We start from the raw sequence: 15,370 nt of genomic DNA, 5'->3' as shown, positions 1-15,370 counted from the left end.
AGAGGTGGGTGATCCGCGGTTACGCGCGCACCCTGCGGCGATAGGTGACCTTGTCGAATTCCCGGCCGTGTTCGTCGACCGCGGTCACGTCCATTTCGCTGAGCAGCTGCCCGGGCCTGACGTCGACGCGGATGAAGGCGTAGTTGCGGAAGCGCACCCGCGACCAGCCGACGGCCTCGGCCTTCTTCTCACCGTCGGACGTCCAGACATAGCTGTTGGGGACGAACGTGTCGGGAGTCTCGTGGCCGCGGTAGCTCTCGGGCTCGCCCGGCTGGAAGCCGTATCGCGGCCGGCCGGCGCAGCCCACGGTGTAGTAGACGGTGCCGTCGGTTTCCGCGTCCACGGTGGAGTTGTCACCGGCGACCTTGGTGGGGCGGTCGGCGCGGATCGGGTCGGTGCGTTCGTAGACGTGGTTGTGTCCCTGCAGCACGAGATCGACCTGGTAGCGGTCGAACAGCTCGCACCAGGCCGCCCGCACGCCGCCGTCGCTGGCGTGGGAGTCGGTGGTCGAGTAGGCGCAGTGGTGGAAGAAGCAGACGATGAAGTCGATGTTGGGGTCGGCCCGGTAGGCGGCCAAGGTGCGCTCGACCCAGGAATTCTGTGTGCCGTCGGAATAGCCTGTGTTGGAACGGATTTCGAAGCTGACGTCGTTGGCGTCCAGCGACAGCACCGCGACGTTGCCGTAGGTGAACGAATAGACCGACGGGCAGGCCGCCGGGCCGTTGTCCGGAAAGTCCATGCGCGCCAGGTGGCCGCCGTATCCGTGGCTCGGATACGAGGCCTCCATATCGTGATTGCCGGTCGCGAACATCCACGGTGTACTCGCCGCGCTGGCCTCGATGGAGCCCAGGTAGACGTCCCAGACGAACGGGTTGTACTTGTCGAAGCCGTGCGCGGGCTTGCCCGAGGCGACGAACGACAGCGGCTTACCGCCGCCGGACGGGTCGGCGTAAGCGATATCCCCAGCCAGCAGGTGAAATTCGGGCTTGGACGCGACGATCTGGTTGAACACGTTGGCGGTGTGCGGAGCGTCGGGCTCGTTGTCCGGCTTGTAGTAGCGATCGTCGTAGTCGCCCGGCTTGAGCCCAGCAGGCTGACGGGGCACGTCATCGGTGCCCTGGTCGCCCATCATGGTGAACCGGAACGGTGCCAACGTCGTTCGCACGCTGGGCATCGCCGTCTTGGCGGACCGCACGTCGCTGACGAAGCCGTCCTCGGTGCGCCACCGGTAGAAGTGCGCGGTGCCGCCGGGCAAGCCGTCAACCGGAACATGGGCGTAGAACTGCTCGGCCGCCAGCACGCCGCGGTCGTTGGTGGGAATCTGGGTGACGAGGTTGCGTACTTCGGCTTCGAAGGTCGCGCCCAGTTGATCGGTGGGTCCGTGGTCGACGAACACCTTGGTACTGCCGGGATTTCGCGACAGCTGCGCGGACAGTCGCAGCTGGTTGGTGGCATCACCGCCGAAGCCGACCCGGCGGTTGGCCACGCTCAGCGGCGCGTCCTGCGCGTAGGCGCGACGCCCGAACGGAGCCAGGCCCAGGGCCGCCACGGCGGCGGCTGCGGCCGACCCACGCAGGAAGTTCCGCCGCGATACCCGGTGCCGGCGCAGGTACTGCTGGTGCCAGTCGTACTGCTCGGCGATGGTCATGGTCCCCGATAAGGCATCGGGGAGGCCCGTGTCCGGGATTTCACCGGCGGCGGTCAGTCGGGTCGGACGCACTCGTCGATCGTGGCTCAGCGCGGAGCGTCTGGCGAGTCCGACACCGGAATCAAGGTCCGAAGTTCAGCCGGGGTTCACGGAATCGCGATCAACGACGCCGGGGCGCCGTACCGCTGCGGCCAGTCCTGCCACGCGACGTCCGTCGGGCCGACGGCCTGCTCCGTCACCGTCCACCGGTCGCCTCGGTGGTTCAACAGGGCCGCGTACGTCCGGGACACAAACCCTTCGGCGGCGCCCTCGGCGAGGGGCGTGCCGCGGAAGTCGAACGGCTGGCCGTCGGCCCCGCGGATGCCGCCGTACACGAATGCCCACGGCTCAGAGCTATTGATGACCTGAACCGCAAGAGTTGCGGGCTTGCCGAGTTCGGTCGCCAACGCCGCGACGGCCGGCGCCACGATGGCCTCGCCGGCCGGTGAGCCGGGGTCGACGCCCGGTTCCGCCCACGCCTGCGCGGTGCCGACCAGGATCGACAACCACATGGTCAGGAGCACCACGACACCGCGTCGGAACATGCGGAGACGGTACCGAGCCCCGGCCAGGAATGACACTTTTTGTGATCTGAAAAGTCTTGGGCTGTCCCGAACTCTTTCTCAGCAACGCCTCAGTTGGCGACGGCACGGTGGACACATCAAGCGTGAACGCGCATGTCTTACCGACGTTTCGAGAAAGTAGTCAACGCCAATGAGACACCCGTCAGAACCCCCGACGCCGGACAACCAGCATCTCTGGTCGCGGCAGTACGCCACTGAGCAGGAGAAACTGGTCCAGTGGAGCAATGACCGCTACCGGCGCCCCTACGCTTCCGACGATCACACCCAGCCACTGCGGACTCCATACGGGGCACCGCACCAGTACCCCGCCGCGCCCGTCCCGCCGGCGCCAGCTAAGCGTTCCCGCTCCGGACTGCTGGCCTTCGGCGTCGCCGCGGTAGCCATCGCGGCCGGTGCCGCCGGCACCATGGCCGCGGTCGATCACTTCGGCAGCGTGGTGCCGACCGCGCAGGTTCCGCTCGCCACCGGAATTCAGAACCGCTCGCTGCCAACCGCTTCCGCTCAGGCGCCGGCGGCCCCGGCCGGCTCCGTCGAGGCGGTGTCCGCCAAGGTGCTGCCCAGCGTCGTGAAACTGCAGGTTCAGACCGGCCAGCAGGGCGGCGAGGGCTCGGGCATCGTCCTCACCGCGGACGGGCTGATCCTGACCAACAACCACGTGGTTGCCGAGGCCAACCAGGCTGCCGCGGAACAGGATTCACTGCCGAGCGGGCTGAGCCCGAATGGCCGGCTGCCCCGCGGCATGACCGCCGGCGGACAGACCAAGGCCACCGTCACCCTGTCCGACGGCCGCACGGTGCCCTTCACCGTGGTGGGCGCCGATCCCGCCGACGACATCGCGGTGGTCAAGGCCCAGGGCGTGTCCGACCTGACCCCGATCAGCATCGGCTCCTCGAAGGACCTGCGCGTCGGGCAGAACGTGGTGGCCGTCGGCTCCCCGCTGGGCCTGCAGGGCACCGTGACCACCGGCATCATCAGCTCGCTGAACCGTCCGGTGAGCACCGGTGACGAGCAGACCGGACAGCAGTCGGTGATGAGTGCCATCCAGACCGATGCCGCGATCAACCCCGGCAACTCCGGTGGTGCGCTGGTCGACATGAACGGCAACCTCATCGGCGTGAACTCGGCGATCGCCTCGCTGGGTGGCGGCCCGGATTCCGGTGGTGCCCAGCCCGGTTCGATCGGCCTCGGCTTCGCCATTCCGGTGGATCAGGCCAAACGCATTGCCGACCAACTGATTTCGACCGGCACCGTGCAGCACGCCTCGCTGGGTGTGAAGCTGGCCGCCAACACCAGCGCCCAGGGCGCGGCAGTGGCCGGTGTCGTCGCCGACGGCCCCGCCGCCGCGGCGGGCCTGGACAAGGGCGCCGTGATCACCAAGGTCGACAACCAGCCGATCGACGGTCCCGAGGCGCTCGTCGCGGCGATCCGGTCCAAGGCACCCGGTGACAACGTCACCGTGACCTACGCCGACCCCTCCGGAGCCGAACGCTCCGTGCAGGTGACCTTGGGGCAGACGGATGCTTAGGCCGGCCTAGCCCGTCCCTGTCCCCGCATCCCTGTGAGGGTTGTGTACGCGGAACCCGAGATACGCGTACACAACCCTCACAGGCGTCTGCCGTCCTACCCTCTCCGTGTCGACACTTCCGGAGGGGCCATGCGCGTCGAATACATCGTGGTGCTGATCGCCGTCATCGTGATCGTGGACATCGCCATTCTCGTTGCGCTGCTGCGCAAACAACGCGCCCGGAAGGCGTCCTCCGGCACCACGACAATCGCAACAGAACTCGGCACCACCGCCGACGTGGCCAAGAAATCCCCGGCACCGGTCCTGGCGAAGGCATTCCTGTCGGTCGGACTGTCATTGGCCATCGCGGCCGGCGTCTGCGCGGCGTTTGTGGCCCAATCGAATTCGTCCGACCGCCACGCGGACGGGACGGTCGTCGAGTTGGTGCCCAGCGGCGGCGGCAGCAGCCCGCGCTACCGGGCACGCGTCGAATTCACCACATCCACAGGCAGCCACATCCGCTTCCTCAGCTCGATCAGCAGCAATCCACCACCGGCCACCGTCGGCGAGCACGTCGACGTCCGCTACCACCCCGATGACCCGCACGACGCCACCATCAACACCTACTGGCAGGTGTGGTTCCTGCCGACCCTGCTCGCCATCATCAGCGCCCCGTTTCTCCTGGTGGGCGCTGGATTCGGGATCGCGAGCCGGGCCGGGCGTAAACGGGGGCCAGAAATCCTCTGATTTGACCGGGCGGTCCAGCAGATTGCCAGGTTCATCCGGGCTGCCGCAGGTCACGCGCGGATGTATCGTCTCCCCAATTCCAAATTTGCTGTGAATCGGGGGAAATGGTCCAGTACTACCTCTCGGGTGCAGTAACGGCCCGGGTCGACGGCACGCCGGCGGCGCTCGGCGGACCGAAGCAGCGGTGCGTACTGGCCGTGCTGCTGGCCCATCACGGCACCGTGGTCAGCATCGACCGCCTGATCGACGCCGTCTGGGGCGACGAGCCACCGCCGAAGGCGCTGGCCTCGGTCCGCTCCTATGTGGCCAACCTCCGTCGGGTCCTCGATCCGGGCGCAGATATCGGACCTGACCAGGCCCCGGACCTCCGCCGGGCCGACAGCCAGAGCCAACGACTCGCCTCGCATCCGCACGGCTACCAATTGAATCTGCTCGCCGGCGACTCCATCGACCTGCTCAGCTTCGAAAGCCTGGTGGCGCAAGGCCGGACGGCACTGGTCCGCCACGCGGCCGGCGCCGCCGTCGAGATGCTTACCGAGGCACTGGGACTCTGGCACGGAGATCCGTTCGGAGAGTTCGCCTATCACGAGTTCGCCGCGCCTGAGGCCATCCGCTTCGCGGCTCTGCGGACCACCGCCATCGAGGCGCGATTCGACGCCGCACTGCAACTCGGTGGCGGCGGGGAACTGGTTCCCGAGGTCGAGGCGGCACTGGCGGAACATCCTCTGCAGGAACGGTTGTGGGGCCATCTGATGCTGGCCCTGCACCGGTCCAACCGCACTGCCGACGCGATCCAGGCGTTCGAGCGGGCCTGCACGACGCTCGACCGCGAGGTAGGCACCCGGCCCGGCGAAGGCCTACAGACCCTCTTCGAGAAAATCCGGGACGGGGCCGCGGAACTGCGGGTCGCACCGCCGCTGCACGCACTCGACCCCGACCCGGCGGCACCGCCGCCATTCGTCGGCCGGGACACCGAACTCGGTGCGGTCAACGCCGCCGTGCGCCGCGCCGAGGGCGGAGCGGGCGGACTGACGCTAGTCACCGGCGACAGTGGCATCGGCAAGACGACGTTGGCGCAGGCGGCCGTCGCCCGCGCCCGTGCGGCGGGCATCGCCGTGGCCTGGGCCGGACACCCGAGCGGGGTGAAGCTGCCCCTGCATTGGACCTGGATCCAGCTGCTGCGCCAGCTGGGCGGCGAGCTCGGACCCGCCGGCCGCAAGGCGGTACTGCGGGAAGCGCCTGGCGTGGTGAATGCCCTGGTGCCCGAATGGCACGGCGACGACGCCCTCAGCACCGATAGTCGTTTCGCGCCAACGGGATTCGCCTTGGTCGAGAGAATCGTGTCGGCGCTGCGCGAGCTGTCGGCGATTGCCCCGCTGGTGCTCGTCATCGACGACCTGCAACGGGCGGACCCCGCCTCGATCAACACACTGGTCCTGCTCGCCGAAGAGTTCCCGCGCATCCCCATCCAGATCATCGGCAACTGGACATTCTTCGGCGCCGACCGGCCGATGAACCGGTCGTCTTTCGAACGCATCGTCCGGTCGAACGACACCGTGACGATGCACCTGGACGGCATCGACCGCGCGGCCGCCGCACACCTCGTCGACGCGGTGGCCGGCGGCACCATCCCGCCGGCCGTCTCGGCCCAGGTCTGGGAACAGGCCGGCGGAAACCCGTTCTACATCAAGGAACTCGCCCGGGCGCTGGATACCGACGGCGGCCCGCAGCGCAGCCATCCCGCCCTCTCGGACGCGGTGGTCGGCGTCGTCGGCCGGCGGCTCGGCGTGCTGGACCGGCCGTGCCGGCGGGTGCTGTGCGCGGCCGCCGTCGTCGGGCCCGAATTCAACGTCGCCGACCTGGCGGACATCGTCGACCTTTCGGTATCGACAGTGCAGAACCGGCTGCGTCCGGCGTATCAGACCGGCCTGCTCGACGAACTGCCGGCACGCCCCGGCGCCTACCGCTTCAGCCACGGGCTGGTACGCGACGCGCTCATCGCTCAGCTCGCCACCACCGACCGCACCAGCGTGCACGCCGCGATCGCCACCACCCGGGCGGCTACGCTCGCGACGGCCGCGTACGAACACGTCATCGCCACCGCCGACCATGCCTGGCGGGCCGGCGCCGAGCTGAATCCCGATGTGGCCCTTGGCATCCTCGAGATGTCCATCCAACGGGCCCTGAACCGGTCGGCGTACCACGACATCGCCGGGCTCGCCGAGCACGCGCTGCAGATCGGGGACCGGCTGCCGGCCAAGCCCGAACACCTGGACCGGCAAGCCACCCTGTGGCTACACCTGGCCGGCGCGAAGAACATCCTCGAAGGACAGGCCAGTGAGTCGGCCGCCGCGGCCGTCCAGCGAGCCTTCGAGATCGGCCAGGAAGTCAAGGGCCGCAACTTCTATGGCGCCATCGCGCTGCAGTCCATGTTGCTGTGCGCGCACGGCCGCATCGACGAGGTCGAGATCATCGCGATCGGTCTGCAGGACCAGTACGACAAATCCGGTGATCCGGTTATCGGTCTGGTCAACGACTTCGTGCACATCCTGCTGTACACCCTGCGCGGCAACACCGACATGCTGATCAGCACCGGGCTGCACATGATGGACACCTTCCCGCCGCCCGAGACCGTCACCGATCCGCTGCACTTCTTCCATCCCCGCGTCTATTGCTGGATGGCCATCGCCGAGGCAGTCCGCGGTGATGTGGACGCCATGCGCGAATACCACCGCCGCGCACTGCATCTCGCACAGAGCCGCGGCGACGTGTTCAACATCCTGGCCGCCCGCCTCACCTACGTCGAATGCGCGGCCGTCCTCGGCGTCACCGACGGCATCGTCGAACTGGCCGACCAGGTCGACGTCGAGTTCAGCGCGGCGGGCAGCCCGCAATGGGCCGCGTGCGCGCGCATCGTCCGGGTCTGGGCACAGGTGCTCGGCTCCGGCGAGGGGGACGCCGCCGTCGCCTTCCAAGCGTTCGAGGAATACACATGTGACGGCACCACGGTGATGAACACGATGTTCCTGTGCCTGCTCTCCGACATCGAGCTGTATCAGGGCCGGCCCGACAGTGCCCGCGCCCTGGTGCACCGGGCCGGCCGCCTGGCCGATGCCACGGGCGAACAAGCCTTCGCCCGTGGCATCGCGCAGCGGCTGGCGGCCCAGTCGGTCGAGCCGGTCTGAATCAGGCCTGCACGGTCCGGTCGGGCAGTTCCTCGCGCCACTGACGCCAGATCGCCCGGTCCGTCATCAGATCCAGCACACTGCCGAATCCAGACGGATACACCAGGGAGACAACCCATTTGCGGGAGTTCCCACGACTGACCTCACAGCCGCCCCGATACAACTGACGCAGCCAGGTGACCGTCACCGCGTCCCGCGGGTAGTCGAAGATCACCACCTCCTGGCCCGCGGCCAGCTTCGCCTGATAGTCGGTCAGGTCCAACTGGTCATCGACCCATTTCGAATACTCGGACGCCAGGCACCGCACCTGGGTGTCCGTCAACTCCAGTTCGACGTTCACCCACCAAGTGTTGGTTCGGCTCTTGAGGAGATAGGCCTTACTTCGGGGTGGCGCCGTCGCCATCTCGTCAGAAGGTGATCTTCAGAGATTTGTCCACTGCGTCCAACGCCTCGAACAGCTCGTGGCCCTGGCTCTCATCGCTGGTCGCGTTGATCTGCAGCACGTACAGGCCGTCGGGTCCCTTGAAGACGACGGTCTCCTGGCCGAATGCCGCCTTGCCACCGCCCTTGAGGTTGTACGTACCGGCGATCCGGAAAGCGGGGAAGCCGGCCGAGGTCCCCGGTTCCTCACCGACCGATTCGAATCCGGGAAGGTTCTTCACCTCACCGCCGGCGAGTTTGAGCAGCTTGTCCGGATCCACCGGGCCGTCCAGGCGCGACACCAGCGCGATGATGTTCGCCGTGTAGTCCGTGCTCTGCGCGCCGGGCCCGGTGTAGACGAGTGCGCCGTACGCGTAGTCAGGGGTGTCTTCCCCGGCGCTGTCCCAGCCGGTCGGACGCTCGATGTCCACGGCGGGCGCGCCCGGATCCCCGGGATGGATCGACGTCTCCTGGATCTTCTCTTCCTTGATGTAGTCGGCGATCGTGGGGTTCGTCCCGGATTCGTCAGCCTTGCGCGGCTTCAGCTTGGGCGCCGCCTTCGTCGACGACGACGCGCTCGAGCTGCTGCTCGAGCTCGACGAGCTGGAACTGGAGCTCGAGCTGCTCGTGCTCTTGTCCTTGTCGCCTCCGCAGGCGCCCAGCGTGAAGCTCAGGCAAACCGCGGCGGCAACGGCGATGACAGGCCGATGCGACATCTGCATCGTGACTCCTCAGGGTTAGACGACGGACGTCGGTCACGTCCTCGGCGTCACGATATGGACGCCCGATTGGAATTCCGTTGAACTCGCCGCGACAGGTGGTTGGAACGCCGCCGGCCACCAACCAGACCGGCCTGGACTTCCAACCGGATTCCAACACCTCGGAGCTAACTTTTGCCGTCCGGCTTGATCAGTGCGGCGCCGGTAAGTGGCGCCCGAAACTCGGAAGGGGTTGGCGACATGACCAACACGACGTGTCAGAGGCTCGTTCTGGCGTCCGCGATCACGGTTGCCGTGTTCGGCGCCGCGGCCTGCTCCAGCGGGACGCCGTCGGTGAGCAAAAAGGACGTCGAGAGCCAGATCATCACCAAGATGACCGGCGCCGACGGCAAGAAGGCGGATTCGGTGACGTGCCCCGAAAACCTTGCGGGCCAAAAGGGTGCCGAGATCAACTGCACCATGAAGGTCGGTGACAAGACCAGCACCGTCAACGTCACGGTCACCAGCATCGAAGGTGAGCAGGTCAAGTTCGACATGGTCCAGACCATCGACAAGGACCAGGTTGCCAAGCAGATCAGCGAAGAGCTGGGGCAGCAGTTCGGGACCAAGCCCGAATCATTGACGTGCCCGGAGAACCTGAAGGGTACGGAGGGCGCAACCCTTCGTTGCGAGCTCAAGGACAGCGGCCAGACGTACGGCGTGACGGTCACCGTCAACAAGGTGGACGGCTCCGACGTGAACTACGGGTTCAAGGTCGACGACAAGCCCAAGTCGTAAGCGATGGGAATTCACCGGGCCCTCTGGCGGGCATCTGCGCTACTGGCGGTCTGCACCCTGGCCGTCGCCGGCTGCGGCGAGAAGCACCTGAAACCGCAAGCGGGGCCGTCGTCGTCGACGAAGCCGATGGCCCCACCTGCCGAGATCCAAGGCGACGCCTCGGATCCCGTGAACAAGATCGTGGCCCAAGCCATCGGCAACATCGAAAGTTACTGGAAGAGCGAGTTTCCCAAGCTCTACGAGAAGGACTACACGCCGGTCAAGGGCGGCTTCTACGGCGTGGACCCGAAGAAGGGCCCGGTGCCGCCATGCGCGGACTCCCCGGCGGAGGTCGCCGGCAATGCGTTCTACTGCTCCAAGGGCGACGACGTGGCCTGGGATGCGACGGGGCTGCTACCCGACCTGCAAAAGAAGTTCGGTGACTTCGTCATTCCGCTCGTGCTGGCCCACGAGTGGGGTCACGCCATCCAGGCGCGGGCAAACTTCCAGGGCGAGACCGTCACCAAGGAGATCCAGGCCGACTGCTTCGCCGGAGCATGGGCCGCCCACGCAAAAGACATCTACAACGTCAGCGGCGGCGATATGGACTACGCCCTGGCCGGTTTCCTGTTCCTGCGCGATGAACCGGGCACCGCCAAACACGATCTGAGTGCGCACGGCAGTGGGTTCGACCGGGTGAGCTCGTTCCGCACCGGGTTCAGCAAGGGCCCAAAGGCCTGTGCGGACTATCGCAACGGCGACCCGGTGGTGGTCGAATTGCCGTTCAACGACGCCGCCGATCAGGCCTCCGGGGGCGAGGCCCCGTATGACGCGATAATCGACGGTGTCCCAGACGATCTCGAGGACTACTTCACACAGCTGATCCCCGAGTTGACCGACGGCAAATACGACTGGACTCCGCTGAAGGCGCCGCGCAAGATCGATCCCGACAAGGCACCCGACTGCGGCGGCAAGTCGATGAAGGGCTCGGTGCTGTACTACTGCGTGGACGGCGACTACGTTGCGTTCGACAACGTCAAGACGATGCCCGACATTTATGACAGCGGTGGCGATTTCTCAGTGGCGACGCTCATCGCGACACAGTACGGGCTGGCGGCGCTGATGCGAATGGGCCAGCCTCAGGACTCGAAGCAGACCTCGCTGCGCGCAGACTGTCTGGCCGGTTCCTGGGCTGCCAGCATCCTGCTGCACAACCGCCCCAACAGCAGATACAGCCTCTCACCGGGCGACTTGGACAAAGCCGTCGCCGCCCTGCTGCTCTACCGCACCGACGGCGGGGACGTCGAACACCACGGCCAAGGGACCGAACGCATCGACGCCTACCACCGCGGTGTGTACGACGGCGCCAAGCCCTGCTTGACCCTCTGACATCCCTCATCAAGGAGCCCCATGACGCAACCCGACCACACCACCGCTGCCGGCGACGACGCACCGGAGGAAGAGAAGATCCCGGCCTGGCGTGGCCTGCTGCGGTCGATGCACCCGAAGTTCTTCTTCTCGATGGCCGACGGCTATCCCGTTGGTGTCAAACAGTTTCTGCAGTTCTGCCTGCTGCTGATCTACCCGGGGTGGCTGTTCGCGGCGCCGGTGTGCGGTGCCATCTACGCCGTCGGGTACGGAGTGCTGTGGGTGTTGTTCTGGCCCGTGCGCGCCTGGATGAAGACGAACCGGCCCGAGGACTACGCGGCCAGTCAACTGAAGTGACGGTGCGCCCTACCGCCGCTTGAGGAAGTCGAAGAAGTGGGGTGTGGTGTCGACCCGCAACCGAGTCAGCTTGCGGTAGCTGATCAGCCACTTACCGTCCTCGAGGCGGTACTGCTCGTGATAGTGGCCGTAGCCGTGCAAGTGTTCCTCGACGTCCCCGTTGGTCCACCAAAGCTGGTCCTCCATGGCCCAGATTCCGGTGGCGGTGGTGTCACTGGTCAGCTCGATCTCGGGGGTGTGGCCGTGGTGCACGGTCGTGACGGTGGTGCCGCCGTCGAGCAGTGACCGAATGGCCCGCGCCAGTGGCTCTTTGCCGACGACACGGTTTCCACTGCCGACCTTGGGTGTCCAATTGTTGTTGTCGGGCAACCCATCCCAGGTTTCGGAGACGACGTCGTCGGTGTGCAGCGTCGGATAGATCGCCCACTGCTTGGTGTCCATGCACCGGAGGCGGCGGGCAAAGGTGCGTTTGATGGCCTCGATGGCGCGCGCCTGATCGCCGGTGCTCAGGGTGATGTCGGTGGTCATCGGTCGACCTCATTTCGTCTGGTTCGGGTGCGTCGGCGCCACGGCGCCAAGAGCAGTTCGCAGGCGCGGCGCATGTCGCGCTCGGCCTGCTCGGGCGTCGTCTCGCCGGTGATGGCCCACGACAAGATGCCGTACGCGCACTGCTCGAGCAGGAGTGCGATCTGCGTCTGGTCGGCGGTTGGTGCCGCGATCCCGGCGATGGTGAGGATGTTGCGCCGCAAGTTGTAGTCGCCGCTGACCGTCGATTCGGCGCGCCGGGCGTTGACCGACGTGATCATCGCGCGGGCCAGTTGCGGGCGGGCGAGCATGGTCCGAATGATGCCGGCCATGAGTTCGGTGACGTCGGCGACGGGGTGCCCCGTCGTCGGGCCCGGCGGCGCGGCGTTCTGTGTGTAGTGAAAGAGCAACGCCGCGAACAGATGATGCTTGGTGGGGTAGTAGCGGTAGACCGTGGTGATCGAGACCGCGGACTGGTCTGCCACATCCTGCATCCGGACTTCTTCGAGTCCGTGGCGCGCGCCGAGCCGCGCGGCGGTGGCGAGGATACGGTCGCAGCGGTCGATCTGTGCGGGGGTCTTCGGGGTCGCCGGTTCCCGGTCGAGTGGTGCGCGCGGCATGGCTACTCCGGTGGTCCAGCAGGCGTGCCCTGCAACATCTTCTGGATCATCGCGTGGGACGCCAGCAGCACCTTGTCGCGGTCGCCGGTGGCGTGGACGGCCGGGCTGTCGGCGTGCTTCGAGATGATGTGCACCGGGCCGTTGGCGAGATTCGCCAGCCCTTCATGCGCGACGTCGGCCGGATCGGACGCCGGCATCCCGGGAATGTCGAAATTGAGGCCGACCCGCTCCATCGCCGGTGTCCTGGTGAGGCCGAGGACGAGCTCGAGGACGTCCACGTTGTGCTCGCGCAGCTCCAGCCACAGGCCTTCGGCGTAGATCCGGCTGAATGCCTTCACACCGCCGTACACGGTGTGCCGCGCCGACCCGAGATGTCCGCTGAGCGACCCGACCAACATCAAGCCACCGCGGCCGCGCTCGCGCATCGGCGCTCCGAAATGCTGGACCAGCCGCAGCGGCGTGGTGATGTTCAGATCGATGACCCGCTGGAACGCGGCGAGGTCGCCGTCGAGGAACTCCGCGCTGTGGGTGTTGGCCCCCGCGTTGTAGATGAGCAGCCCGACTTCCAGATCAGTTGTCGCGCTGATGATCTGGTCGACACTGTCGTCGGTGGTGAGGTCGACGGTGAGTTCGCGTACCGCGACGCCCGATTCGCGACACCGGTTCGCGGTGGCCTGCAGCGGACCCGGCTTGCGGGCGATCAACACCAGGTTGATGCCGGCCTGCGCCAGCAGTGCCGCGAACTCGGCGCCGACGCCTTCCGAGCCACCCGCGATGACCGCCCACGGCCCGTACTTGTGCAGCTGCAACGCGTCTTCGCTAGACAAGTTCTCACCCCATATCTAAAATTCATTTTAGTTTTCTGCGTCCGAGGGTATCCGATCCAGACGCCAAGACGGAAGGGCGTGTGCATGCGGATAGGACTGCAGACACCGGTGGTCATCCAAGTTCCGGCCACCGCATCGACGTGGGAAAGAACCGCGGGCGCCGCGGAAATCGGGGAGATCGCCGCCGTGGCCGATCTGCTCGGCGTCGACTACCTCACCTGCTCCGAGCACGTCGTCGTGCCTGTTGATGTCGCGGCCACTCGGGGGTCGACGTACTGGGATCCGTTGGCCACCTTGGCTTTCATCGCCGGGCGGACATCGCGAATTCAGCTGGCGACGTCCGTGCTGGTGCTGGGCTACCACCATCCGCTGGAGATCGCCAAGCGCTACGGCACGCTCGATCAGGTCAGCGACGGCCGGCTGATCCTGGGGGTGGGCGTCGGGTCATTGCGTGAAGAGTTCGACCTGTTGGACGCCGCCTGGGACGACCGGGGCGCCCGGGCAGACGAGGCTGTGAGTGCCTTGCGTGGGGCCTTGGCCACCAATCACCCAGTGCACCAAGGCAAGTACTACAACTACGACTCCGTCGTCATGGACCCTTGCGCGCTGCAACTGCGGGTACCGATCTGGGTGGGCGGCCGGACCCGGCGTTCGCTTCGCCGCGCCGTCGAGCTCGGGGACGGCTGGATGCCCTTCGGCCTCGCGGCAGCCGAGATAGCGACAATGCTTGCCGCCGTGGACCTTCCGGATCCTTTCGACGTCGTGCTCGCCACGGGGCCGCTGGATCCGATGGGCGCGCCGCAACAGACACTCGACGAACTCGGGGCGCTCGAAGACGCCGGGGCGACGGCGGCAACGTGCGTGATCGCCTCCCGATCCGCCTCGCACTACTGCGAACAGCTCGGCGCTTTGGCGGACCTGACGAACCTGCCGGCCACGGAGCGGCGATGACCGAACAGCGGCTCGCCGAACTCGAGGCCCGTCTGCGCCGCATCGAGGACGAACGTGCGATCGAGCGGATGATCGCTTCGTACGGACCGCTCGTTGACGCCGGTGCGGCCGACGCCGTCGCCGCGATGTGGGCACCGGACGGGGTGTACGACGTCGAGAACTGGCTCATGACAGGTCGCGACGATATCGCCGCGATGGTGCGCTCACCCGGTCATCAGGAGTTCATCACCACCGGATGCACCCACTTCCTGAGTCCCGCCGTGGTCACCATCCATGGCGACGAAGCGGTCGCGGTCTGTGAGTCGACGCTATTGCTCAGGCGCGCAACGACTTACGAGGCCATCCGCGCCGGCGTCAGCCACTTCCATCTCAACCGCGCAGCCGAGGCACCGCACGGCTGGCTGATCGTCAAACGCATCACCCGGCTCCTCGACGGGACCGAGCCGCCCCGCAGGTTGTTGGCGGCCGGTGTCGACGGACGGATCGTGACCTAGCCCGTCGTGCTGTCCAGCGTGTGCCCGGCCATGGCCGCCAAGACCCGGTGGGCGCGGGCGACCATCTCAGCGGCAGGCTCCTCGGGATGATTGCGCCAGAACAGCATCAGTGCCGACACCATGTGTTCCCACACGCCGGTGGCGGCGACCAGATCGACGGGATCGGTCAGGCCGACCCCGCCGAGAGACCGCGACACTCCCGCGAACGCCTGCTGGCGCAAGATCGTCCGCTGCTCGCGCGCCGCATCCCGCGCCGGGCCCTTGGGGACCGACCGGTCGAACAGCACATGCCAGTCGCCCGGATGCCCCTCGAACGTCGTGAAGATCGCGGCCAGCACCGGCTCACCGGCCGCGGCACCGGCCCCGGCCAGGTGATCGGGGGACTGGAGCGCGTCAGCGACCGCCTGCTCGATCTGATTTCCGATCCTGGTGACGCACGCGGCGTACACCGCATCTTTGGACCCGAAGTAGCTGATGATCAGGGTCTTGGAGACCTCGGCCTGCGCGGCGATGGCAGCCAGCGACGCACCCGCGTAGGTGGCCCGGCTGAATTCGGCGATTGCCGCCTCGACGATCAGCTGCTCACGCTCGCCGCGCGGCACCCCTTTGGTGCCGGTTCTGCCGCT

The 15,370-nt window shown here is 67.0% G+C and carries 16 protein-coding genes; 8 read left to right on the top strand and 8 right to left on the bottom strand.

Translation table 11 applies throughout. From position 1 onward, the window contains the following. Positions 1-19: 19 nt before the first annotated feature. Together AC1U2B_RS19635 and AC1U2B_RS19630 are read right to left on the bottom strand one after the other, a co-directional pair. The gene (locus tag AC1U2B_RS19635) at positions 20-1,648 is read right to left on the bottom strand and encodes a metallophosphoesterase (RefSeq protein WP_480218118.1); all 1,629 of its coding nucleotides are present in this window, start codon (positions 1,646-1,648) and stop codon (positions 20-22) included. A gap of 146 nt (positions 1,649-1,794) precedes the next feature. Beyond that, the gene (locus tag AC1U2B_RS19630) at positions 1,795-2,232 is read right to left on the bottom strand and encodes a hypothetical protein (protein ID WP_480218078.1); all 438 of its coding nucleotides are present in this window, start codon (positions 2,230-2,232) and stop codon (positions 1,795-1,797) included. 394 nt (positions 2,233-2,626) lie between these two features. Here AC1U2B_RS19630 and AC1U2B_RS19625 point away from each other — a divergent pair, with 394 nt between their 5' ends. From AC1U2B_RS19625 to AC1U2B_RS19615, 3 genes are all read left to right on the top strand, one after another. Then, positions 2,627-3,796 (top strand): S1C family serine protease, encoded by a 1,170-nt coding sequence (locus AC1U2B_RS19625; RefSeq protein ID WP_480218117.1) that lies wholly within the window; start codon positions 2,627-2,629, stop codon positions 3,794-3,796. 129 nt (positions 3,797-3,925) lie between these two features. Further along, positions 3,926-4,522 carry a DUF3592 domain-containing protein gene (locus tag AC1U2B_RS19620; RefSeq protein ID WP_480218077.1) on the top strand — a complete coding sequence of 199 codons (597 nt, stop codon included), beginning with the start codon at positions 3,926-3,928 and terminating at the stop codon, positions 4,520-4,522. 104 nt (positions 4,523-4,626) lie between these two features. Beyond that, a complete protein-coding gene (locus AC1U2B_RS19615) occupies positions 4,627-7,707 on the top strand; it encodes an ATP-binding protein (RefSeq protein WP_480218076.1) in 3,081 nt (1,026 codons plus the stop codon). 1 nt (position 7,708) lies between these two features. On the opposite strand, the gene AC1U2B_RS19610 is transcribed toward AC1U2B_RS19615, so the two are convergent. Continuing rightward, a complete protein-coding gene (locus AC1U2B_RS19610; protein ID WP_480218075.1) occupies positions 7,709-8,047 on the bottom strand; it encodes a hypothetical protein in 339 nt (112 codons plus the stop codon). Positions 8,048-8,114: 67 nt separating this feature from the next. Beyond that, positions 8,115-8,849: an LpqN/LpqT family lipoprotein gene (locus AC1U2B_RS19605; RefSeq protein ID WP_480218074.1), complete on the bottom strand. Its 735-nt coding sequence runs from the start codon at positions 8,847-8,849 to the stop codon at positions 8,115-8,117. A 237-nt stretch (positions 8,850-9,086) separates the two neighbouring features. Here AC1U2B_RS19605 and AC1U2B_RS19600 point away from each other — a divergent pair, with 237 nt between their 5' ends. From AC1U2B_RS19600 to AC1U2B_RS19590, 3 genes are read left to right on the top strand one after another with little or no spacing between them, the layout of a single operon-like run. Next, positions 9,087-9,623 carry an anti-apoptotic protein gene (locus tag AC1U2B_RS19600; RefSeq protein ID WP_418004061.1) on the top strand — a complete coding sequence of 179 codons (537 nt, stop codon included), beginning with the start codon at positions 9,087-9,089 and terminating at the stop codon, positions 9,621-9,623. Positions 9,624-9,626: 3 nt separating this feature from the next. Then, positions 9,627-10,991 carry a neutral zinc metallopeptidase gene (locus AC1U2B_RS19595; RefSeq protein WP_480218073.1) on the top strand — a complete coding sequence of 455 codons (1,365 nt, stop codon included), beginning with the start codon at positions 9,627-9,629 and terminating at the stop codon, positions 10,989-10,991. A gap of 21 nt (positions 10,992-11,012) precedes the next feature. Beyond that, positions 11,013-11,327: a hypothetical protein gene (locus AC1U2B_RS19590; RefSeq protein WP_480218072.1), complete on the top strand. Its 315-nt coding sequence runs from the start codon at positions 11,013-11,015 to the stop codon at positions 11,325-11,327. Between the two features lie 9 nt (positions 11,328-11,336). On the opposite strand, the gene AC1U2B_RS19585 is transcribed toward AC1U2B_RS19590, so the two are convergent. From AC1U2B_RS19585 to AC1U2B_RS19575, 3 genes are read right to left on the bottom strand one after another with little or no spacing between them, the layout of a single operon-like run. Continuing rightward, positions 11,337-11,855, bottom strand: a complete 519-nt coding sequence (locus AC1U2B_RS19585; protein ID WP_480218071.1) for a nuclear transport factor 2 family protein — start codon at positions 11,853-11,855, stop codon at positions 11,337-11,339. Beyond that, positions 11,852-12,472 (bottom strand): TetR/AcrR family transcriptional regulator, encoded by a 621-nt coding sequence (locus AC1U2B_RS19580; RefSeq protein ID WP_480218070.1) that lies wholly within the window; start codon positions 12,470-12,472, stop codon positions 11,852-11,854. Before AC1U2B_RS19580 ends, AC1U2B_RS19585 begins: the two co-directional genes overlap by 4 nt. A 2-nt stretch (positions 12,473-12,474) precedes the next feature. Next, positions 12,475-13,299, bottom strand: a complete 825-nt coding sequence (locus tag AC1U2B_RS19575; protein ID WP_480218069.1) for an SDR family NAD(P)-dependent oxidoreductase — start codon at positions 13,297-13,299, stop codon at positions 12,475-12,477. Positions 13,300-13,383: 84 nt separating this feature from the next. Between AC1U2B_RS19575 and AC1U2B_RS19570 the strand changes: the two genes are divergently transcribed. Further along, entirely contained in the window at positions 13,384-14,250 is an 867-nt protein-coding gene (locus tag AC1U2B_RS19570) for an LLM class F420-dependent oxidoreductase (RefSeq protein ID WP_480218068.1), read from the top strand. After that, positions 14,247-14,744, top strand: a complete 498-nt coding sequence (locus AC1U2B_RS19565; RefSeq protein WP_480218067.1) for a nuclear transport factor 2 family protein — start codon at positions 14,247-14,249, stop codon at positions 14,742-14,744. The genes AC1U2B_RS19570 and AC1U2B_RS19565 overlap by 4 nt, the downstream gene beginning before the upstream one ends. On the opposite strand, the gene AC1U2B_RS19560 is transcribed toward AC1U2B_RS19565, so the two are convergent. Further along, positions 14,741-15,346 (bottom strand): TetR/AcrR family transcriptional regulator, encoded by a 606-nt coding sequence (locus AC1U2B_RS19560; protein WP_480218116.1) that lies wholly within the window; start codon positions 15,344-15,346, stop codon positions 14,741-14,743. The two genes, AC1U2B_RS19565 and AC1U2B_RS19560, sit on opposite strands and share 4 nt — an antisense overlap. Positions 15,347-15,370 lie beyond the last annotated feature (24 nt).

The organism is Mycolicibacterium sp. P4_G11, from assembly GCF_056555145.1.
The sequence above is the reverse complement of the archived record's forward strand: the minus strand, read 5'-3'. Positions and strand labels throughout refer to the sequence as shown.

Coding starts and splice junctions, on each gene's coding strand:
- AC1U2B_RS19590 (WP_480218072.1), top strand. CDS start 11,013: ATGACGCAACCCGACCACACCACCGCTGCCGGCGACGACGCACCGGAG.
- AC1U2B_RS19570 (WP_480218068.1), top strand. CDS start 13,384: ATGCGGATAGGACTGCAGACACCGGTGGTCATCCAAGTTCCGGCCACC.
- AC1U2B_RS19585 (WP_480218071.1), bottom strand. CDS start 11,855: ATGACCACCGACATCACCCTGAGCACCGGCGATCAGGCGCGCGCCATC.
- AC1U2B_RS19565 (WP_480218067.1), top strand. CDS start 14,247: ATGACCGAACAGCGGCTCGCCGAACTCGAGGCCCGTCTGCGCCGCATC.
- AC1U2B_RS19615 (WP_480218076.1), top strand. CDS start 4,627: ATGGTCCAGTACTACCTCTCGGGTGCAGTAACGGCCCGGGTCGACGGC.
- AC1U2B_RS19635 (WP_480218118.1), bottom strand. CDS start 1,648: ATGACCATCGCCGAGCAGTACGACTGGCACCAGCAGTACCTGCGCCGG.
- AC1U2B_RS19630 (WP_480218078.1), bottom strand. CDS start 2,232: ATGTTCCGACGCGGTGTCGTGGTGCTCCTGACCATGTGGTTGTCGATC.
- AC1U2B_RS19620 (WP_480218077.1), top strand. CDS start 3,926: ATGCGCGTCGAATACATCGTGGTGCTGATCGCCGTCATCGTGATCGTG.
- AC1U2B_RS19605 (WP_480218074.1), bottom strand. CDS start 8,849: ATGCAGATGTCGCATCGGCCTGTCATCGCCGTTGCCGCCGCGGTTTGC.
- AC1U2B_RS19600 (WP_418004061.1), top strand. CDS start 9,087: ATGACCAACACGACGTGTCAGAGGCTCGTTCTGGCGTCCGCGATCACG.
- AC1U2B_RS19595 (WP_480218073.1), top strand. CDS start 9,627: ATGGGAATTCACCGGGCCCTCTGGCGGGCATCTGCGCTACTGGCGGTC.
- AC1U2B_RS19580 (WP_480218070.1), bottom strand. CDS start 12,472: ATGCCGCGCGCACCACTCGACCGGGAACCGGCGACCCCGAAGACCCCC.